This window comes from Arcticibacterium sp. GJ41-1 (assembly GCF_055808875.1).
Genome location: NZ_CM147888.1, coordinates 3,203,961 through 3,225,943, shown reverse-complemented (window position 1 = coordinate 3,225,943; position 21,983 = coordinate 3,203,961). Strand labels below are relative to the sequence as shown.

Below are 21,983 nucleotides of genomic sequence, written 5' to 3'. Positions count from 1 at the left end.
TAATGCCAGATAGACCTCTCGAACGCTTTCTTACAAAACCGGTTAATATTTTACTTTTGGGCTTTTTAGGTTTCTTGCTTTTGGGCTTGAAATTTATCAATATATCATTAGAATCGCCTATTTTGTTAACCATAGGCCGTTTTCATCCTATTCTTTTGCATTTTCCCATTGTGCTGGTTTTACTAGTTCTAGGGGCAGAGGTTCTGCGTTTTTTGAAAATTATTCAAATAGACAGTAAGGTATTTTTCTATTCCTTTTTGGTAATGATTGTGCTTACGCTTGTCTCTATTTTTTCAGGCTATTTGCTCTTTGCCTCTGGCGAATATTCAGGTTATCTGATGGAGCAGCATTTTAATGGAGGTGTATTAACTGGCTGTCTATTGTTTGTGAGTTTTGCCCTGTTTTTGTACCAATGGAAGTCAGGAAAACTCTATGCTCTTTATTTGATAGCCTTGCTGGCTACCAATGGAGCAGCTCTTTATACAGGTCATCAAGGTGGAAATCTGACGCACGGACAAAACTTTCTAACGGAGTATTTGCCCATGATAGGTGCGGAAGTAGAAGTGGAGTCAAAAGTAGATTCTAATCAGTACCTCTATGAGGATATAATTCAATCTATACTAGAAGCAAAATGCGTGGGTTGCCACTCTACTTTAAGGGCAAAAGGAAACTTTTCTGTGAGTTCTTTTGAAGATTTATTCAAAGAAGGTAAAAGTGGCAAGGCAGGCTTAAAACATTATTTACCAGACGAAAGTGAGCTTTACCTTAGAGTGATAATGCCCGATTCGGTGTCTGACCGTATGCCGCCTGCAGGGAAAACACCTTTGGATGATAAAGAAATTGCTATTTTGAAATATTGGATAGCAAATGGTGCCAAAATGAAGCAAGGTTTGGCGGATAGCACCACCGCAGACAGTACTAAAATAGAGATGCAATTGCTGGTAAACCAGTTAGAGCCAGCTCTAAAAAAGTATCGTTTTAATGTCCATAAATCAAAGCTGAATGCGGAGAAACTAGCTGCAGAACTAGAATATTTAGCCACCGATATGGAAGTGGTGATAAAAAGAGATGAGGAGGCGGAGGGTGAAATGTATACCCTATCGAATACTTTTCCACCAGCACCTTTTGACAGTGAAAAACTGGCTCAGCTAAAACCTTATTTAGATGTTTTTACCAAGGTTTCTTTGGTGTCGTCTCAGATAGATGATGCAGATTTATACGTCATAGCTCAAATGAGCAATTTGAAAGAGCTTTATCTTCAAAAAACAAAGTTAAAAGGTAGTGGGCTCATTCATTTAAGTCAGTTACAAAATCTCAAAGTTTTAAACGTGTCTTTCACTAAAGTGGACGACAAAGCCCTCTTAGATTTAGTCAAGTTTCCTGCTTTAAAAGAGGTTTATACCTACAGTACAGAAACTACCAAAGACGTAATCATAGCATTACAGAAATACAAGCCAACATTGCAGATTCATGCGGAGGAGGGGCCGTATTTTTAGTTCTTGTTGGAATTTGTACAAAAAAGAGGCTGTCTTATATTTCTTAGACAGCCTCTTTGACACTAAAGAATAAGCTTTTAAATATTCTCCATTTCACTTAGGAAAGGCTGATTATAATGTCTTTTTCCTGTGTTCTTGTAAAGAGCATTAGCTACTGCACCAAATACCGGAGGGAAAGGCGGTTCACCTAAACCCGTAGGGTCAACCTCGTTTTGAACAAAGTGTACTTCAATTTTCTTTGGAGCTTCATTATGACGAATCATACGATAGGTGTCAAAATTACTTTGCTCTGGCACGCCATTATTATGCGTTAAAGCACCATAAAATGATTGACCAATTCCATCAACCACCGCACCCTGTACCATATTTGTGGCGGCGTCAGGATTAATAACCACGCCACAGTCTACAGCAGAAAATACTTGTTCTACATAAGGTTGGCCGTCTTTTGAAACCATGTCTACCACATGAGCGGCGTATGAGTTATGACAGAAATAGGCGGCCACTCCACGGCTATATTTTCCGTCTTTGGCGGTAGTCCAGTTAGATTTTTCTTTAACTAGTTCTAGTACCCCAGCATACCTTTCAGCATCATAATCGTTGTTCTCACCTACAGGATTTTCTTTGGCACGTTTTAGCATTTCTAATCGCATTGCTATCGGGTCTTTGCCCATGAGTTCTGCTAATTCGTCTAAAAAAGATTGCTCTGCTGCTGCATTGAAATTAGAACGTGGAGCTCTAAAGGCTCCAATGGTGACATTAGAAGGTATTTCCCATGACTCAGCCAAATAGTTATCTACAGCACCAGCAGGGAATCTATTTGCATGAATAGGGCTTTCTGGAATTCCGCCACCTTTTACATGAAAGCCTATCAAATTCTTATTGGCATCTAAAGCTGCACGGTATGTAGCTGTGTACATGGGACGGTAAATGCCATAGGTCATATCATCTTCTCTAGAGTAAATCAATTTTACAGGAGCCTTAACTTTCTGAGAAATAAGTGCTGCTTCATAAGCATATTGAGCGTAAGCCCTACGGCCAAAACCACCACCCATTCTGGTCATTTGAATCTCAATTTTCTCAGGGGGTATTTTCAAAAGCTTTGATAAAGTAGGTTCCATCCACGCAGGTGCCTGAATGGGACCGGCCACTAAAGCTTTGTCGGCTTCTACATGAGCAAAGAAGTTCATGGGCTCCATGCAGTTATGTGCTAAAAATGGTGCATTATAGGTGCGTTCTAAAACCTGAGCGGCATTTTTAAAGGCCGTTTCGGGGTCACCATCTTTTCTTAGTTCTCTAGCTGGTTTATTGGCATATTCGGCCATCAAGTCGTGCTGTATGCTTGTAGACTCAAGCCTTGCTGGTATAGTAACTTCTCTTTGTCCACCTCTGCCATTCATGGTTTCTTTTACTTCACCAGCCGCTTCCCATTGTACTTTTAAGGCTTTGCGGGCATTCATCACTTCCCAAGTAGAGTTACCTACTATGGCAATTAACTCATTGAAAGTACGTGTGTCAAAACCTCCCTGTACAAAATCATCATCATATAATTTGAAACTAAAAACATCTTTAATACCTGGCATTTTTAGAGTTTGACTGGAGTCAAAAGATTTTAATTTCATACCAAAAGCAGGAGGATGCTGAATCATAGTCGTCAACATACCATCAACCCTATAATCCATTCCAAAAAGGGGCTTACCTGTCACCACTTTTGTCCCTTCTACATTTTTCTTTGACTTACTAATAATATTGAAGTCTTTAACCTCTTTGGTTTTGGCATCATTTGGTACAGGTAGTGTAGCTGCTTTGCTTGCAAATTCTCCGTATTTAGCCGATTTACCATTTGAATGCGATAAAACTCCTTCTTTGACCTTGATTTGGTCTGCAGGTACATTCCAAGTTTGGGCTGCGGCTTCCACAAGCATTTGCCTTGCTGATGCTCCTGCAGCTCGTAAAGGCTTCCAGTACATTCTTACGGAATTACTTCCTCCTGTAAACTGTGGGCCTAATTTGAGATTGTCATGAGGTCCCATTTCTACCTCTACATCTTCCCAAGCCACTTCCAGTTCTTCAGCCACCATCATGGGTAAAGAAGTCATTACGTTTTGCCCAAATTCAGGGTTTGGACAGAATATTTTTATGCTATTATCGGTTCCTATTTTAATATAGCCAGTAAGTTCAGACCATTCTTTAGGAAGGTTTAATTCTGCCAATGCTTCCGTGGCTTTTGCTTCAGAAAACCAATTGAAACTTAACATCAATCCACCTCCAGCTAGGGCAGATGACTTTAAAAATGAGCGTCTGTTTTGTTTGTTATTTTTCATCTTTATTTGGCTTTTGATGCAGTTTTAATGGCTTCTTTAATTCTCAAATACGTGCCACAGCGGCAAATATTACCACTCATGCTATTATCAATATCCTCATCACTTGGGTTCGGATTGCTTTTTAATAAAGCAGCCGCAGACATTATTTGACCAGATTGACAGTAGCCACATTGAGCCACGTCATGCTCTATCCAAGCTTCTTGCACAGGGTGAGACGCGTCTTCAGATAAGCCTTCTATGGTTGTTATTTCTGCTTTGCCTACGGCCGAAACTGGTAATTGACAAGACCTAACAGCCGTTCCGTCAAAATGAACAGTACAAGCCCCGCATTGTGCTATACCGCAACCGAATTTGGTGCCAGGCATATGGAGGTGGTCTCTCAGTACCCAAAGCATAGGAGTAGCCGGGTCAAGGTCTACTTTCTTTGTTTTTCCGTTAATATTTAAACTAAATTTTGCCATGGTTGTCTGTTTATTTTATAAAACTTATTACGTCAAATCTTATTACAAGTTAAAAAAAGATAATTAATTAGGGCTCTGCTCAAACTACTTCTAAGAACAATGAGGTTTTTCTAGTTTAAGCTCCTAAACTCATTGGGTGTTTTACCTACACGCTGCTTAAAGACTCTGGTAAAATGTTGTGGGTATTTGAAACCTAATTCGTGAGCTATTTCGCTTACCGTTTTGTTAGTCTCAAACACTTTACTCTTGGCCACTTGAATGGTCTTATTTAAAATATACTCTTTGGCAGATTTTCCTGTTTCTTTCTTTATTAAATCACCAAAGTAATTGGCAGACATGTTTAATTGATCAGCAAAAAAAGCCACAGAAGGCAGGCCTATCTTTTTGGGTTTTCCTGACTTGAAATATGCGTTTAACATTTCTTCAAAGTTTGCCAAGATGCCATTGTTTACATTTTCGCGGGTTATAAATTGTCGGTCATAAAATCGCTCACAGTAATTTAAAAATAATTCAATATTTGCGGCTATTAGCTTTTTACTATGCTTATCTACAGTTTGTTTTAACTCGTATTCTATTTTGGCTAAACTGTCCAAAATCATTTGTCTTTCATCCTCAGAAACGTGTAAGGCCTCATTACTTCGATAATTGAAAAATTTATAATCGCCAATGTTTTTCCCTAGGGACGTTCCGTTTAAAAAATCTGGATGAAAAAATAGACCATAACCTAATGGTTGATAAGGAACTTTTGTATTTTCAATTTCTACTACCTGACCAGGAGCAAAAAAGACGAGCGTTCCCTCTTGATAGTCATAATGGTGACGCCCATATGTTAAATCTCCACATTTAACATCTTTCAGGAAAATAGCATATAGACCATAATTAAATCTAACCGATTCTGCATCTCCCCAGTCTCTAAGATTAGCTTTTGAGAAATCTATTACTGTAGCTAATGGGTGTAGCGTTTTATGATTATTGAAAGAATTACACTCTTGAATACTATCAATGTTGACTACTTTTTGCATGTCTGCTTTTTATTAATCCTTTCCAAATTTAAACTTAAATAAACACTAGACTCATTAATCAGTAAAAATGGTAGAAGATGCAGTAGTTTATATACGATATAGTGTTTAAAAGGAAACGACCTTTGCTTAAAGACTAATATCAATTAGCTTCTTTATGATTTTTTTTAAAAGGCTAAGACAGTTTAATTATTAAATATAAAAAGTATGAAAAAAGTAAGAATCGTTTCTTTAATGTTTCTATTAATCTCTTCCATTTCAGTAATTTCTTATGGTCAATCACCTTCAAAAATTGAGCAAGAAGTTCTTCAAGTATCAAAAGATAAATGGGAGTGGATGGCCAATAAGGATGTGGTCAAACTAGGAGAGTTGTTTGATGCAAAAGCAAAATTTGTACACATGAGTGGTTCTTGGAAAACTGATAGAGAACTAGAGATTATTGAGTCTGGTAGCATTTGGTATAAAGAAGCCATAGTGCACCATTCGGCAGTAGAAGTTTCAAAGAAAACGGCAATAGTATGGAACAGAATTACGCTAGTGGCTCATGTAAGAGGAAATGACGTTTCTAACGAATTTACGGTAACTGAAGTTTATCAGAAAAAACATGGAGACTGGAAAATGTTAGGACTAACATTTAGTAGTGTGAGAGATACACATCAGATTGAGAAATAATTTAAAAGGAAGAATAAATCAAGAAGAGATAATCCATTTACTTGCTTTGTTGTTGACGTCAGGCGAGCAGCATTGACCTAAGTTTATTGACATATAATATATTTTCATTTTGAGTATTGTGTTGTAAATTGTTGATATGAAAAGTATTAAAACCAATCTTAACCGTCGCTCATTTCTTAAAACTTCGGTTTTAGCGGGTGGGGGTATACTTTTGAATATTTCTTGGCTTTCAGCCAAAACAAAAGAAGGTGTTATAGATGGTCAAAAGGAGTTTGTAGAGTTTAATGCTTTTATCAAAATTACACCTGATAATGTAATTGAAATAATGTCGCCAAATCCTGAAGGCGGGCAGAATATCAAGACTTCTATGCCAATGATAGTGGCAGACGAATTGGATGTCGACTGGGAAAATGTGGTGGTACAGCAAGCTGATTTAGACACCGAACATTATACACGTCAGTTTATTGGTGGTTCGCAGGCTATACGTCAAGGATGGAAAATACTAAGAACAGCAGGAGCTACTGCGAGAGAAATGCTTAAAATGGCTGCTGCTCAATCTTGGGCGGTTCCAATAAATGAAATCTCTACCTCAGAAGGTATTTTAAGCCATAAGAAATCAAATAAAACGGCTACTTATGGAGAAATGGCTACACTTGCTGCCAATTTACAAGTGCCTGAAAATGTTAGTCTTAAAAAACTTGAGGATTTCCATATTATAGGCACCTCGGTCAAAAACGTGGAAGGTGTAAACATAGTGACGGGAAAGCCACTTTTCGGTATTGACACCTTTAAAGAGGGTATGAAAATAGCCATGATAGTTCACCCTCCTGCTTTTGGGATGAAACTCAAATCTTTTGACGCTTCCGTGGTCAAACAAATGAAAGGGATTATTGATGTTTTTGATATCAAAGTCTTTAATGAAGACTATGAGAGAACCTTCTTTGATACCCTAACTTTTAACGAAGTAGTAGCCATAGTGGGTGAAGATACATGGTCTGTTATGAAGGCGAAAAAGGCATTAAAAGTAGCGTGGGAGCCATTTGAGGAATATTCATTTAAGCGAGACGCTTTTGGACGTAAGTCTACCGTTATAGTACCTTCTGGTTTAGAAAGTACTGAACTTAGCTTGGCAAAAATGGAGGAAATGGCATCTAATCCTGCCAGAGAAAAAAGAAAGGATGGCGATACAGATTTGGCGTTTAAAAACGCAACAAAAATTATAGAAGCCTCTTATTCAGCCCCTTTTTTAGTGCATAATTGCATGGAGCCAATGAATTTCTTTGCTCACGTGACCAAAGAAAAAGCAGAAATGATAGGGCCTTTACAGAAACCAGAACTTACCGAGCTGGCACTTTCGGCAAGGCTCGGCATGCCTTTAGAGAAAATTGACTTTAAAATGACACGCTTGGGTGGGGGATATGGCAGGCGTTCTTACGCTCATTGGGCCATAGAAGCCGCTTTGATTTCTCAGAGAGTAAAAGCACCCGTAAAATTGATATATAGCAGAGAGGATGATATGACTGCAGGCATTTATCGTTCTACCTATTTTGCAAAGTATAGGGCTGCTTTAGATAAAGAAAATAACTTAATTGGTTTTCATGTAAATGCAGGAGGAAATCCTGAATCCCCTCTATATGAAAACAGGTTTCCGGCAGGAGCTATTGACAATTATTTGGCCGAAGACTGGGAAATAGCTTCCAATATTACCACGGGTTCTTTTCGTGCACCACGGTCAAATTTTCATGCCGGTGCTGAACAATCTTTTTTAGATGAAGTAGCTGAGGCGACAGGCAAAGACCCTATAGACTTTAGACTGGCATTGCTTAAAAAAGCTAAAGAAAACCCTGTGGGAGATAGAAATGATTATGACCCAGACAGGCTTGCTGGTGTTTTAGAGTTGGTCAAAGAAAAGTCTAATTGGGAATTATTAAAAAAGACTAGAAACCTGGGTGTATCGGCTTATTTCTGTCATAATTCTTACGCCGCCGTGGTTGTAGATTTAGAAATCATAGATAAACAACCAAAGGTCAAAAATGTGTTTTGTGCCGTAGATTGTGGTATAGTTATTAACCCAGATGCAGCTAAAAATATGGCAGAAGGAGCCATTATAGATGCCTTTGGAAATGCTCTATTTGGCGGAATTAGTTTTAAAGATGGAGTGCCTGATAAAAGTAATTTTCATCAATATCGCATGATAAGAATGCAGGAGGCTCCCCAAAACATAGAAGTATATTTTGTAGACAATAAACTTGACCCAAGTGGTATGGGTGAGCCTACTTTCCCTCCAGTATTCGCAGCGGTGGCAAATGCCCTTTATCAGGCTACCGGTAAAAGGTTCTATCAACAGCCCTTTGCAGATAAGATTTAGAATTTACCTCAAACCTTTCCTCACCAAAATCATAAAAGGAAGCAATACTGTATAGCCTATAAAGAAGGGGATTATCAAGGTCATTTTGCCGAAGGCCAGAAAAAGGGCAATAATCAGAAGTTGAAAGCCAAGCCCATAGATAGAAACTAGGCTCATAAACCAGTTTGGGTAGTTTTTTGAGCGGTGAGCGTTCATGTCTAAAGCCTGAATAGTGCGGTCAAAAAAGCTGTATAGCACCTGAAATATTAGAAACATGGTATTGACAGTACTTTGCTTTTCGCCTTCAAAAGCCTTTGGAGCTTTTTGCTCAAAAACTTTACTCGTTTGGTCGCCATCTACGCTTATGTTTCGGAGAATGACATAATAGTAATTGTAGAGTGTACCTTGCATTTGTACGCAAATAAAAGCTAATAAAGTAAGCAATAGCGGCGATTGACTGAGGTAACCAATAAGAAGAAGTAGCATCAAATTGAGAATAATATCAAAAATGCTATCTAGATATCGACCTACATAGGAAGGAGTATTCTTTTGCCTTGCTAACTCGCCATCTGCCGCATCAAGAACTGATTTTAGGATTAGGAAAACTCCTGCTAAAATGAAATAGCCTTTGAAGATACAATAGACTGCGAATAAACCTGATACGCCAAAAGCCAGTGTAAGCTGAATGGGTGTTATTTTGGTATTGATTACAGTGGAAACAATAAGCTTAGCCAAAGACCGACCGTAGTCAGAGAAATCTAGAAACTTATCGTCAGGAGAAAGTTTGGACATTAGTAATCAATAGAGTGTCAATAATATAGGCTCCGATTTAAGAGCTTTTTAATACAACAAGTATGAAGCTAGAAAGATTGCATTTAGCAGATTAGAGCAACGGGTAGAAATTTAAGGCTTAAAACAAACCTGAAAAAAGAACAGGAACTTCTGTGTTAAAACGCATTTTTGATTTTGTGATGGGATGTGTAAATGCCAATACCCAAGCATGAAGACCAAGGCGTCTTATAGGATTACTGGTAGCACCATATTTACTATCGCCAACCACAGAATGCCTAATATCTTGCATATGTACACGAATCTGATTTTTACGTCCTGTCTCTAAATCTATTTTCAAAAGGCTGTAGTTTTTTGACGTTTTGAGTACTTCATAGTGCGTAACGGCTTTTTTCCCTTTGGTGGCATTTTGAGAAGAATAAACTATAAAGGCTTTGCTTTCAGTAAGGAAAGAGGAAATTGTACTCTTTGCCTTTTTTAGCTTACCCTCTATCACCGCCAGATAGCTACGCTCCAGAATGTTGTCATTCCAGTTTTCCTGAAGCATTTTCTGTATTTTTTGCGTCTTAGCGTACATCATGATGCCAGAGGTCTCTTTGTCTAATCGGTGGATTACAAAAATGCGATTACTGGCGTTTTGGTCTTTGACATATTCACTTAGAATACTGTATGCGGTATTGTCTTTTTGTTTAGCGGTGGCTATAGATAGCATTCCAGCTTCTTTATCTATAACTACGAGGTGCTGGTCTTCAAATATGATTTTAAGTCCTTTTAGCTTCTTATTTTGAAACTGCTTATCCTTTCTTATTTCTACTATTTGGCCTATTTTCAATATTTGATTGTATTGGCTCGTAGGTTCGTTTTCTACAAAAACCTGCTTGTCGCGGAGTATGTTTTTAACTACTTGGCGGCTTTTACTTGGCATAGCCGCAAGTAAGAAAATCAATAATTCTTTTTCTTCGGTAACATCGAATAGGAGGGGATTGCTCTTCTTTTTAATCATTAATTATTCTTATTACCAGTATTTTGGAGGTTCTCAAAGGTAGGCGTTAATTTTTGGTAAATACTTAATAAGTAAGCCCACTGAGTTTTCTTATGAAATATAGGCGTATAAGTATGATTATTATGGTGAAAGCGTAGCTTAATAATACTTGTGGGTTTAATTAGTGTATCTTACCAAAACAATTGATTATCAGTCGATATTAATCACCATCTCCGCTCCAAATAGTAGCAGTCTTCTCTGATTATTGAAACCTAGCCGTCATCTTAATGCCTGGTAGCTAGTAAGTAAACTCTTATTATCACGTGCCTCGCTCAATTCATTAATGATTCTTGGCCTCAATCAAAAGAAATATCTTATGGTATTATCGACAATGGGCGTTATCGGAACGTCTAAAAAAGAAGACGAAAGACGCGTCCCAATTCATCCAGAACATTTAAATAGACTTCCAGAAAACGTTCGTAGAAAACTGATTTTTGAAAAAGGATATGGCAAGCCATTCAATATAGACGATGAAGAAATTGCCAGTCAAACAGGTGGCGTAGCTTCAAGAAACGAAATTTTGACCGATATAGGCTCCGCTATTATCGCTAAACCTATTTTGTCAGATTTAAAGCAGTTAAAAGAAGGCGGCATTATTTGGGGTTATCCTCACTGTGCACAGCAAAGCGATGTTACACAAACGGCTATTGATAGAAAATTAACACTGATAGCCTTTGAAGATATGTTTGTTTGGTCGCCAAATGGTACCATTGGCAGGCATACATTTTATAAGAATAACGAGATGGCAGGTTACTGTGCGGTAATTCACGCTTTACAGCTCAAAGGAATAGATGGGCACTATGGCAACCAGCGAAAGGTGAGCATTTTTAGCTTTGGTGCCGTGAGTAGGGGAGCTATTTATGCTTTAAAAGCTCATGGTTTTAGAGATATCACCATATACATTCAAAGACCCGACCATGAAGTGCGAGAAGAGGTTTTAGACGTAAGTTATGCTCGTATTCAGAAAGGTGGTGTAAATGAACCACGACTAAAAGTGGTGGAACATGATGGCTCAGAGCGTCCTCTTTTTGATTTGATAAGTGAGTCTGATATCATCATTAACGGCACTTACCAAGACATTGACGACCCGCTTAATTTTGTTCTGGAAGAAGAAAAGGCTTGCTTAAAACCTGGTACTTTGATTATTGATGTAAGTTGTGACGAAGGCATGGGCTTTTACTTTGCCAAACCTACTACATTCAAAGAACCCATAATTAATGTAGATAAGGTAGATTATTATGCGGTAGACCATACACCAAGTTACTTTTGGGAAAGTGCTTCTCGTTCTATCTCAGCAGCGTTAATCGTTCATTTGCCATCAATGCTTGCTGGTCCAGAAGGTTGGGAGCAGAACAGCACGCTCAAAAATGCCATAAATACAGACCAAGGAAAAATTATGAAAGATTCAATTCTTAGGTTTCAAAATAGGGAAGTAGAATATCCTCATATGGTACAGTAATTTAGAGACTAAAAGTGGCTTTTAGCTTGTTTGAGTATTATAATTAACGTGAGTTCGATGTAAGAAAGAAGTTTTTAGCTCCAGAGGAGCGTAATATTGGTAGCGTAGGGCGTAAGCTCTAAGCAATCAATAGAATATAATAATTTGTTTGGCGAGATTTTGGCAAAAAAAGCCAAAATCATGACAAACTTTACCATAAAGTATCTCATTATAAGTAAAGTATGTTTTAGCCTTACGTCGAACTCATGTTATAATTAAGCCTTTTCGGCCAATTGCTTTAACTTTTCATTCATTGCTATGAAGCCATTTTTAGTGTTTTTATTCAATTGTGATTTGAAGATGGGTACCAATATTCCCTTGAAAATTTCACTATGAATAAAAGTAGTAGTTCCGTTTCCGTGGTCTTGAAGTTCAAATTTATGTGTTCCATCAAATATCCCAGAAAATAGAAGATGTCCTAGCCAGGACAATTCCTTATTCTCAACGAATGTCAAAACTGTGGGTTTGAAAGTCATTTCACTAGCATCTGGAGGAGCTATTCTAGCTGTGATTTTTTGCCCTACAGCTACCTGACCAGTAATTGACTTTATAAAAGGGTTCCAATTTGGATATGCCTCAAAATTGGTAAGAATGCTCCAAACTTTTTCTGGAGATGCGTTTATCGTAATTTCTGTTTTGATTTCGAATGCCATTGTTTATGTCTGTTTATATGTAATTGTGAATAGCAATTTGCCTTTTAAAACACAAATATCTAAACCAATTAGCTGCTTGTAATTGACATAAATCAAGAAATCAATCGAGCTGTTTTCTTCTTATTCTGCTGAAGGTTTCCGGTGTCATACCCAGTAAAGAAGCGATGTGTTGGAGTGGAACTTGATGGAATAATTCTCGATTTTGCTCAAAAAAGGCATTGTATCTTTCTTCTGCAGTCATAGAGAGGTGTCCGAAAATTCTATCTTCCATGAGGGTAAAACAGCGAACAATGAATAGCTTCTCTAGGTGATGCCATTCTGGGATAAGCGTACCAATTCTGTTGTAAGCGTCTCTACTGATAGCATAACACTCGGTATCTACCAGAGCTTGAATATTCCATCTAGAAGGGGTTTCAAAAACCAAACTAGAAAGGTCGGTCGCAAATTGACCTTTTGAGGAAATCCATTGCGTGATTTCTTTTTCCTCTGTTTCTACAAAAACTCTCAAAAGCCCAGACTGCACAAACCCCAACTTATCTGACTGACGCCCAGCTCTCAAAAAGTAATCCCCTTTCTTTATGAAAAGAGGTTTAAACAAAGCACTTATTTCTTTAAGCTGGTCTGCTTTTACCACACCAAAGTAAGATTTTATGTATTCTTCGAGTTGGTTTGTCATTTAAATTGAATGTTTACTTTATTCGTTTTAAAGGGAAGGAATAAAGATGAGTTATTTAAGACAAATTTTTTGCACCCTATTTTAGGCGATTTTTCAAACTGTTTTCAAGCTGTTTAAGCTCTTGTAAATCTTCCTCATCTGCTTTCAGGGCATCTAGTTCTTTTCTTCTATCATTGAATTGTGTATAAATATCATTTACTCTTTGTTCCATTTGAGCATGGCTAATGCTGCCTTTTCCTGAAAGTAATGGTCTGTCATTAAATTCTAAGATTTTATCAATATTCTCAGTCCAGAATTTCATTGTAATATCGATACGGTCTTTAACACGTAATTCAGCGGTTTCTAGAAAGATTATTACCAAGCGATTTAAAGTATCTATTTCATCCTTGGATAAATAGTTTTTGGCTACCAGAATATCTTGTTTTCTCACTTTTGTTCCTTTCCAGTTTGTGAGTGCCATATTTGGGCTATTTTTATCAGCCCTTGAAACTATGATTTCGGCGGCAGTCTTTTGAGTTACTGCATATAACAATTTGTTTTGTGCCTCGGCAAAAAACATTTGGGTAGCCTTGTCGGTTTTGTCGTAGTCACTACTTAAGGCAAAGAGTTCTTTTATCTTCTGGTAGAAACGTTTTTCCGATGCACGAATCTCTCTGATTCGCTCCAGAAATTCGTCAAAATAATCAGGTCGACCATCTGGGTTTTTAAGACGTTCGTCATCCATTACGAAACCTTTGACAAGGTATTCTTTTAGATGTTGGTTTGCCCAAACTCTAAACTGTGTGCCTCGTTTGCTTCGAACTCTAAAACCTATCGCCAGAACCATCTCAAGCGAATAAAAAGTAACCTTATAATCTTTACCATCGCTGGCAGTTGTTAAGTAATCCTTAATAACTGAATCTGGGTGTAATTCATTGTCTTTAAGTATGTTAGATATGTGTGTGCTGATGTTTGGTATTGAGGTCCCAAAAAGCTGTGCCAATTGATTTTGGTTCATCCATACCATTCCATCTTTGGCATAGAGTGATACCGATGCTTTTCCATCGGTGGTATTATAAATGATTATATTTTGCTGTGTCTTGTCCATGATTTGCAATTTGCATAAAAATCATAAGGAATTCTATAAACACCAAAAGCATAAACTTTAGCTCACATAGATTCTAGAATTTGTATCTCACTCCAAAGCCTCCTTTAAAATACTAAACGATTTCAATTTAGCATCCAAATCATAGATGTGTGAAGTGACTATGAGCTCGTCAATGGCAGTGTCTTCTATAAATCCGCTTACTTTGGTTTTGATACTTTCTTTGTTTCCTACAAAAGTGCAGGCCAACATGTTGTCCACCGCATTCTTGATTTCTGGGATATGATATCCTTCTGGAACTTCTTTTAGCGGTCGAAGTGGCTTTCTGGTGTTCGTGATAATGCCTATAATTAAGCTTATTAGGCTGTTTAAGAGAATAGTAGCTTCTTCCTCCGTGTCTGCCGCTAAAACATTAACACATGCCATTACATAAGGTTTAGCCAGTTTTGCCGATGGATTGAAATTGCTCCTGTAAATAGCTATTGCCTGTCTAAACTGGGCAGGGGCAAAGTGAGCGGCAAAAGCGTATGGAAGACCAAGTTTTGCTGCCAAATAGGCACTGTCTGTACTAGAACCAAGAATGTATAGCGGAATATCAAGTCCTTCGCCAGGAAAAGCACGAACCTTTGCCTTACTGTTTTCTTTGCTAAAATATCGCTGTAAATGCCCAATGTCTTCAGGGAAGTTTTGAGAGGCATTCATGTTGTTTCTTCTTAAAGCCCAAGCAGTTTCTTGGTCAGAACCAGGTGCACGTCCTAAGCCCAAATCTATTCTGCCAGGGTACATGGTTTCTAAAGTGCCGAACTGCTCAGCTATAACCAGTGGACTGTGGTTGGGAAGCATTATTCCACCAGAACCTACTCGTATTTTGCTGGTTTTTCCTGCCACATGGCCTATCAAAACAGATGTGGCTGAGCTGGCAATGTACTCCATGTTGTGGTGCTCTGCCATCCAGATTCTATTGTAGCCTAAGGCTTCCGTATGTTGGGCTACTTTTACTAGGTTATCTATAGCAATCTTGTGGTTACCGCCGTCTACTACGGTGGCTAATTCAAGAACAGAAATCGGTGTTTTTTTCATAATTGTCGATGATATCTATATAAAACCTCAAAGCTTTTTAGAAAGTTTGCTAGAGCTGAATGAATGTTTGAATCATGGTAGTTTGCTCTATGTTTTGTCATGTTTTTTGCTTTAAGGCAAAAAAACACGCCAAAAAACGGGGTTTTGATTGGTGAGCCTTTTACCCATGTCTTGTCCCTACGGGAAATTACAGTTATCAGGTTTTAAAAAATGTTTGAAATAATGGTGCCCCGTAGGGGTACAACATCGGTAGAACAATGTGATAACAACAAGGTATAACGTTGCCCCTTAGGGGCAAAACATCGGTTTTTTATCATGTTTTTTGCTTTAGGGCAAAAAAACACGCAAAAAAAGTGAGTATTGGGTTGAGGATTTTTTTACCGATGTCTTGTCCCTACGGGACATTACAGTTGTCAGGTTTCAAAAATGTTTGAAATAATGGTGCCCCGTAGGGGTACAACATCGGTAGAACAATGTGATAACAACAAGGTATAACGTTGTCCCTACGGGGCAAAACATCGGTAGCCGCCGGTGAAACCCGTGGTATAAAATTGCATCAATACGAATATGTTATTTGGCGAGATTTTGGTCGTGAAAACCAAAATAATGACAAAATGAGCCTGCAAACACAAAAAAGGCGAACCTCATTTTGAGATTCGCCTTTTAAACAAATGATTCGTTTGTGTTACTTCATCTTCTCAGCAGTAACATCAAACATGCCCATTAGGCTACCTTTTAGGTTTTGCTCATCTTCTTTTTTAAGCACGACGTTAAGGTCATAATTCATCATATTGAAATAGATGGTTACGCTATCTTCTGTTTCTTCCACTTTGTCAAGAGTTACGGCTTCAGCACCAGCTTCAGTAGGAGTAATGGTACCTTTTAAATCACCATTCTCTCTTTCCATATGAAGAATTAGTTCAGCGTCTCCCTGCGGAGTACCGATGAAGGTAGTCTTCCAGTTTCCTGCGAAAAAATCAACTTTTTCAACCACACGTTCCGATGTCACATCAATCATGTTCATCAGTTTACCACTTAGATTATTGTCGCCTTCTTTGCTCAAAGTCACGTTAAGGTCATAGTTCATCATATTGAAATAGATGGTGATGGCCTCTTCTGTTTCTTCTATTTTATCTAATTGAACGGTTTCTGCATCTGGCATATCCGGTGTAATACTCCCTACCAAGCCTCCGTCTTTTCTGGCAATGTCTAAAAGCAATTTGACATCTCCCTGAGGAGTTCCTACAAACATGGTATTCCATTTTCCTACAAAGAAATCGGCATGATTTGATTTTGGAGCTTTAATGACTTCACCTTCGGCTAGCATTTTAAATTCAATGCCCATCACTACCATCATGGATTGCGAACCCGCATCAGGATTTACAAAAACAGCATAAAGGTCTTGTAATTTATCTGCAGTTCCTTCTGGTAAATTAATGTTGGCTGTAATGAATTTGGGTTCAAAACTCATGGCTTCGCTAGGTTCTAAAAACTCAGTTTGACCTATTAGCTTGCCTTTAGCACTGCCTAATCTTATTTGAACACGTCCACCAGAAGCATTTAACTGAGGTTTTGGTGCAGTAGCTGCAAATTCTATTGCTTTAATTCCAGAAAGGTCAACTTGCTTTAAGGCCATATATGAACCATTTTTTGAAGGAATGGCTAGTTTGTTTCCACCAAAAGCCATTTTGTTGATGTCTTCATAAACATCAAAGTCATGAGGTCCCAATTTAGAATTTCTTAATACAAAAGACTGCTCAGAACGAAGCGAAGGCATGCCCATGGCACCTTGGTCTTCGTAAGAAGCACGAACTATATATACGCCTTGTCCTTTGTCTGCAGCAGGTACTTTGGCCGCAAATGTTCCTTTTACAGGAAGCGTTTTGGCCGCAGGCTTTTCATTAGCAATGTTTAAGATATACTTCACCATTTCAGAAGCATCTTCTGTAGACAATGAAGGGTGCCCCGCCATGGCTGTTTCTCCCCAAACACCACTTCCGCCAGAAATTACTTTCTTGGTCAATGTTTCTAAAGCGGCTTTATCGCCTTTGTATTTATTGGCTACGTCTGTATAACTTGGCCCTATAGATTTCTTGTTTTTGCTATGGCACGCCATACAATCACTTCCTTCTATCAGTTTTCTGCCTTTGGCAAAAGCAGCAGATGCATCCGCCGAGCGGTGTCCACGGGCTATGTCTACTTTGTCAAAGCCTTCGGCCAAATAGTCAATGCTCACAGCTACTTGGTCTGGTTCAATTCCGTTTGCTAATGAACCGTCTTCTTTATCGGTCACTTTGATGTCGTAGTCAAACGTTCTGTTTGCCACAAAAAAGCTTTTGTTACTATTCGGCATTTCTAAGCTCACTACCGGAGGCTCATTACCTACAGTCACTTCCATGCTTTGGCTATTAGTGCCGCCTTTTCCGTCTTTGACGGTCAATTTTACTTGGTAAATACCAATTTCTTTCAGCGTTAGTTTTGCGTTTTGACTGTTTACAGCTGTCGCAAAATTATCACCAGTAATTGTCCAGTTATACGTTAATGCGTCGCCATCGGCGTCAACAGTACCATCAGAAGAAAGTTCAAGATTAAAAGGAGCTGCACCGCCTAATTGGTTGGCAGTCATCTGAATTTGTGGTTGACGGTTACCGCCATTATATTCTATTCTAATCAAACGAGCATCGTCATTTCCCGTAAACCAACCAGAACCGTACTCCAACATATATAAATCACCGTTGTCGGCAAAGACCATATCCATTGGGTTACTGAATTTGTAACTTGGCATAAAACGCTCCATAGACTTAAAGTTTCCTTCTTTATCCATTGTTACGGCCATTATCCAGCCACGCATCCACTCATATTCTAAAAACTTTCCGTCGTAATACTTAGGGAAAGCTCTTTCAGCTCCTTTAAAATCATCCGAATAGAAAACTGGGCCAGCCATGGCGTTTCTTCCGCCAGTACCTACCAATGGAAACTCAGGAGACTCACCATAAGGATACCATACAAAAGCGTCTTTTGCAGGAGGGAGTATTTCTAAACCGGTGTTATTAGGAGAGGTATTGGTAGGTGCAGCAGCATCCCATTTTTCTAGTGACTTTTTCTTAGCAAAGTCATACTTGTTATAAGCCTTATTATTACCTACAAAATGTGGCCAGCCAAAATTACCAGCCTTGCGAGCTTGGCCTATTTCGTCATGTCCTGCTGGGCCTCTGCCTTCTTGTGGGTCGTTGGCATCAGGGCCAACTTCGCCCCAATACACAAAGCCAGTATGCTTATCTACTGAAATACGGAAAGGGTTACGGTGCCCCATGGTGTATATCTCAGGTCTTGTTTTCGCTGTTCCTTTGGCAAATAAGTTTCCTTCTGGAATAGTGTAAGTACCATCTGGCTGAGGCGTAATTCTTATGATTTTACCTCTAAGGTCATTTGTGTTTGCTGAAGATTTTTGAGCATCCCAAGCACTTCTTCTTGGTCTTTCATCACTTGGACTATAGCCGTTTGAACCATGAGGGTTTGTATTATCACCTGTAGATAAAAACAAGTTTCCTGCTTTGTCCCATGCTATGGAGCCTCCAGTATGGCAGCACTCTTCTCTTTGCGTAGGGATTTTTAGCATCTCTTTTTCTGAGTCCATCAAAAGTTCGTCGCCTTTCATGGTAAACCTAGAAAGTACATTATATGACCCTTTGGTAGAGGAGTAGTACATGTAAATCCAATTGTTTTTAGCAAAGTTTGGGTCTTTATTTAGTCCTAAAAGCCCGTCTTCAGCTACTGCTTCTTTTCCTTCAGCACTTACATACATTTTGCTCACAGGAATGTTGGCAATAGTTTTAAGCTCCTTGGTTTGGTTATTATAAAGTCTAACTTCTCCCTTACGCTGAATGAAAAGTACGCGGTCTTTGTCTAAAAGTGTAAGCTCCATTGGCTCATCAAGTTTGTCTTTCAAAACCACTTTGGTAAATCTGTTTTCCTCTGGTCTGGCCTTTGAAAAGTCAATGCCTGCAGGAGAATCTCCACCAGTGGCGTATTTTATTCCTGCATATAAATGATTTAGGAATAAAGGCTCAGAATAAGTCTCATCTGTATGCCCCATTGAGGTATAAAAAGAGCGACCACCGTCAAATTCCTGATACCAACTCATTGGGTGATTATCACCATTGGTTCCTCCTATATAAGAGCTTTCGTCAATTTTCAGTACTACGTTAATCTTATCAGAGATGTTTTTGAAAGCATAAAATTCATCAGTTCTTTCAAAAGATTCTGGCATACCTGCGGTCAAAGCATTTTTCTCTGTCACATAGTAACGTCCTTTTTGAACATTACTTGGTGTCATAGGATGGTCTTGAAACCATGCTCCAGCTAATTTGTTATACCAAGGCCATTCATATTCTGTATCTGTAGCGGCATGAACACCCACATAACCGCCGCCAGCTTGAATATAGCGTTCAAAAGTAGCTTGCTGTTTGTCGTTAAGAATATCACCAGTAGTGTTTAAGAAAACTACGGCATTGTAATTTTTCAAATTTGACTCGGTAAAAAGAGAGGCGTCTTCCGTAAAGCTTACAGTAAAGTCTTTTTCTCCAGCCATTTTTTTTAAGGCAGTTTGACCAGCTTCAATAGACGCATGCCTAAATGCTACTGTTTTGCTAAAAACTAAGAGGTTTAGTTTTTTCTGTGCTACGGCCGACTGTACCATAAGTAGCACTGTCAGAGGTAGTATGAGGAAGAATTTGAGCTTTGAAAATCTCATAGTTAGTAAAGGTTAATTTTATTTCAAGCTTAAAGGTATTAAGAAAAACTTTATTGTCTATTTTTTAGACATTAATTTTGTGTAAGTTTATATTTGAATAATGAAATTTGAATTAAACGGTTGATAAAGTAGATAGCGGTATTTTTGAGGATAACATGGAAGGAATGAAATTGTTTAAAGCAGAAGAATACATTGACCAACTCTCTATAGATTCGGTAGTTTTTGGTTATAAGAATAAGGAACTGAAGGTTCTGGTAGCAAAAGTCAATTTTGAAGGTGACTTTTGGTCTTTGCCTGGTGGTTTTGTTTATAAAGAAGAGGGGACTGATTTGGCGGCAGCCAGAATTTTAGAGGAACGTACTGGACTGAGAGATATTTTTCTGGAGCAATACCGGGTATTTGGGCAAGAGGGGAGGAGTAACAACGTACTTTTTGAAAATCTATTAAATGCCCCTAAAAGTGATTTTTTTACAAAGGAAGATTTTAAGTGGTTGAGTCAGCGTTTTGTGTCTATTGCTTATTATGCCTTAGTAGAAATTGACAAAGTAAAACTGAGTAAAGGCGTGTTTGATGAAAAGGTGGAGTGGGTAGATTATAAGAAACTTCCCAATTTAATCATGGACCATGGTCTTATGGTGGAACATGCTTTGGAAACGCTGCGTTTAAATTTTGATAGAAAGCTTATTGGTTTTAACCTGCTTCCAGAAACCTTTACCATGCGTGAACTTAAAGAGCTATACGAAGCCGTCTACGACAAACCATTTGCGAGAAATAACTTCCAAAAAAAGATGCTAGACTTAAACGTACTAGAGCGTTTAGATAAGAAGTATACCGGTGCTGCCAATAAAGCTCCTTACTTGTATCGATTTAAGCATTGATGTGGAAGCTTATTTGTTTTAGTTATCTCCTTTTAAGAAGGTGTGTGGGAGCTAGTTCGAAATGAAACTTTTGTTGTTTTACTGAAAAAATTGACAAAGTTTTAATCTAGGTTCACAGTTTTGGTAAACGGTAGCTTTGATAATCAATGGTCTGCCGACGGAAGTTTTTAAACCAATAGCAGAGATATTTTCTTTACAAAAAAGCAATGAAAATTCTACAAAAGAACAACTGAATAGATCTTAGACGGAGCGTTTTTTTTACTCCATATTAATTTTAGGCTCCTCTTTTAAATAACCCAATGATTTTAAGAAGGAATCTGTTTTATGAACAGTTTTCTTATAGAACTCAAACTTTGCATAATTGAAGAAGCCATGACCTTGTTCGTCATATAAATGTAAGTCACATCTGCTATCTAATTTATTCATGACAGTTTTATAATACTGCATGGTTTCCACAGGAATCAAATGGTCTTTAGTTCCGAGGAAAATAATGGTAGGGGGTGCACCTTTTTGGATGTTATGAAGGGGAGAAAAATTCTTATACTCATTCCCAATTCTTTCAAAACCATAGCCACCAGGGCCATTATCTATAACTGGATTAAAGAGAACTAAGGCATCAGGAACGGCACTTATGTTCAAATTATCGGTGTCCTCATTATAATCATTTATCAAAGCTGTAGCGGCGGCTAAATGCCCACCAGCGGAACCTCCTGATGCCACTATCATAGAAGTGTCTACCTGCAAGTTGTCGGCTTGTTCTTTAATAAATCGAATGGCAGATTTTGCATCTTTCAAAGATTCGAAAGGTGTGGTGTGTTGTCTGCTGGCTACACGATAATCTACCAAAAAACAAATCATTCCTCTTTTGGCAAAGTACTTAGCATGCGGTTCAAACTGCTTCACAGAACCTCCATTCCAACCACCGCCAAAAAAGAAAACAATGGTAGGGTACTTTTTAGTGGCATCAATATTATCAGGACGATACACCTCCATAAATAAGCTAGTGGAGTCAATCTGTTTGTAAACAATGCGTTCTTGCGAATACACCGACGAAGCTGCCATTACTGAAATTAAGAAGAGGGTGAAAAAGTGTTTTCTTGGCATTGATTTCATGGTTTTAATAAATGCGTCTAGCTATACCTTTTCAAAAGTATCAAAATACTGTTTAAATAAGTGGATTTTGTTTAATAATGGGTCCTAAATATCATTAGTGC

Annotated in this window: 16 protein-coding genes; 5 read left to right on the top strand and 11 right to left on the bottom strand. The window is 38.3% G+C overall.

Going from position 1 to position 21,983, the window contains the following annotated elements:
• Positions 1-2: 2 nt before the first annotated feature.
• Complete coding sequence (locus AC0L6O_RS13400; protein WP_473303016.1) at positions 3-1,496, top strand: c-type cytochrome domain-containing protein; 1,494 nt, start codon at positions 3-5, stop codon at positions 1,494-1,496.
• A 77-nt stretch (positions 1,497-1,573) separates the two neighbouring features.
• On the opposite strand, the gene AC0L6O_RS13395 is transcribed toward AC0L6O_RS13400, so the two are convergent.
• The 3 genes from AC0L6O_RS13395 to AC0L6O_RS13385 all read right to left on the bottom strand — a co-directional run bounded on the left by AC0L6O_RS13395 (position 1,574) and on the right by AC0L6O_RS13385 (position 5,300).
• Complete coding sequence (locus AC0L6O_RS13395; RefSeq protein WP_473303015.1) at positions 1,574-3,817, bottom strand: xanthine dehydrogenase family protein molybdopterin-binding subunit; 2,244 nt, start codon at positions 3,815-3,817, stop codon at positions 1,574-1,576.
• Positions 3,818-3,819: 2 nt separating this feature from the next.
• The gene (locus AC0L6O_RS13390; protein ID WP_473303014.1) at positions 3,820-4,278 is read right to left on the bottom strand and encodes a (2Fe-2S)-binding protein; all 459 of its coding nucleotides are present in this window, start codon (positions 4,276-4,278) and stop codon (positions 3,820-3,822) included.
• Positions 4,279-4,388: 110 nt separating this feature from the next.
• Positions 4,389-5,300 carry a helix-turn-helix domain-containing protein gene (locus AC0L6O_RS13385; protein ID WP_473303013.1) on the bottom strand — a complete coding sequence of 304 codons (912 nt, stop codon included), beginning with the start codon at positions 5,298-5,300 and terminating at the stop codon, positions 4,389-4,391.
• 204 nt (positions 5,301-5,504) lie between these two features.
• On the opposite strand from AC0L6O_RS13385, the gene AC0L6O_RS13380 reads away from it, so the two are divergent.
• Together AC0L6O_RS13380 and AC0L6O_RS13375 are read left to right on the top strand one after the other, a co-directional pair.
• A complete protein-coding gene (locus AC0L6O_RS13380; protein ID WP_473303011.1) occupies positions 5,505-5,969 on the top strand; it encodes a nuclear transport factor 2 family protein in 465 nt (154 codons plus the stop codon).
• Positions 5,970-6,105: 136 nt separating this feature from the next.
• Positions 6,106-8,337: a xanthine dehydrogenase family protein molybdopterin-binding subunit gene (locus AC0L6O_RS13375; protein WP_473303009.1), complete on the top strand. Its 2,232-nt coding sequence runs from the start codon at positions 6,106-6,108 to the stop codon at positions 8,335-8,337.
• A gap of 3 nt (positions 8,338-8,340) precedes the next feature.
• On the opposite strand, the gene AC0L6O_RS13370 is transcribed toward AC0L6O_RS13375, so the two are convergent.
• Positions 8,341-9,108, bottom strand: coding sequence for a CDP-alcohol phosphatidyltransferase family protein (locus tag AC0L6O_RS13370; RefSeq protein WP_473303008.1), 768 nt, complete (start codon positions 9,106-9,108; stop codon positions 8,341-8,343).
• A 118-nt stretch (positions 9,109-9,226) separates the two neighbouring features.
• Positions 9,227-10,108 carry an RluA family pseudouridine synthase gene (locus AC0L6O_RS13365; RefSeq protein ID WP_473303007.1) on the bottom strand — a complete coding sequence of 294 codons (882 nt, stop codon included), beginning with the start codon at positions 10,106-10,108 and terminating at the stop codon, positions 9,227-9,229.
• Between the two features lie 355 nt (positions 10,109-10,463).
• Between AC0L6O_RS13365 and AC0L6O_RS13360 the strand changes: the two genes are divergently transcribed.
• Positions 10,464-11,606 (top strand): N(5)-(carboxyethyl)ornithine synthase, encoded by a 1,143-nt coding sequence (locus tag AC0L6O_RS13360; protein WP_473303005.1) that lies wholly within the window; start codon positions 10,464-10,466, stop codon positions 11,604-11,606.
• Positions 11,607-11,860: 254 nt separating this feature from the next.
• Here AC0L6O_RS13360 and AC0L6O_RS13355 read toward each other — a convergent pair whose 3' ends face one another.
• The 5 genes from AC0L6O_RS13355 to AC0L6O_RS13335 form a co-directional block, all read right to left on the bottom strand.
• On the bottom strand, positions 11,861-12,298 hold the full coding sequence (locus tag AC0L6O_RS13355; protein WP_473303004.1) for an SRPBCC family protein: 438 nt from the start codon (positions 12,296-12,298) through the stop codon (positions 11,861-11,863).
• Between the two features lie 100 nt (positions 12,299-12,398).
• On the bottom strand, positions 12,399-12,974 hold the full coding sequence (locus AC0L6O_RS13350) for a Crp/Fnr family transcriptional regulator (protein WP_111371723.1): 576 nt from the start codon (positions 12,972-12,974) through the stop codon (positions 12,399-12,401).
• 76 nt (positions 12,975-13,050) lie between these two features.
• Positions 13,051-14,061: a virulence RhuM family protein gene (locus AC0L6O_RS13345; protein WP_473303002.1), complete on the bottom strand. Its 1,011-nt coding sequence runs from the start codon at positions 14,059-14,061 to the stop codon at positions 13,051-13,053.
• An 87-nt stretch (positions 14,062-14,148) separates the two neighbouring features.
• A complete protein-coding gene (locus tag AC0L6O_RS13340) occupies positions 14,149-15,138 on the bottom strand; it encodes an LLM class flavin-dependent oxidoreductase (protein WP_473303000.1) in 990 nt (329 codons plus the stop codon).
• 685 nt (positions 15,139-15,823) lie between these two features.
• Positions 15,824-19,891, bottom strand: coding sequence for a ThuA domain-containing protein (locus AC0L6O_RS13335; RefSeq protein WP_473302999.1), 4,068 nt, complete (start codon positions 19,889-19,891; stop codon positions 15,824-15,826).
• Between the two features lie 164 nt (positions 19,892-20,055).
• On the opposite strand from AC0L6O_RS13335, the gene AC0L6O_RS13330 reads away from it, so the two are divergent.
• A complete protein-coding gene (locus AC0L6O_RS13330; protein WP_473302997.1) occupies positions 20,056-20,769 on the top strand; it encodes an NUDIX hydrolase in 714 nt (237 codons plus the stop codon).
• Positions 20,770-21,027: 258 nt separating this feature from the next.
• Here the strand turns inward: AC0L6O_RS13330 and AC0L6O_RS13325 are convergent, their stop codons facing one another.
• The gene (locus AC0L6O_RS13325) at positions 21,028-21,873 is read right to left on the bottom strand and encodes an alpha/beta hydrolase (protein ID WP_473302996.1); all 846 of its coding nucleotides are present in this window, start codon (positions 21,871-21,873) and stop codon (positions 21,028-21,030) included.
• Positions 21,874-21,983: the final 110 nt, after the last annotated feature.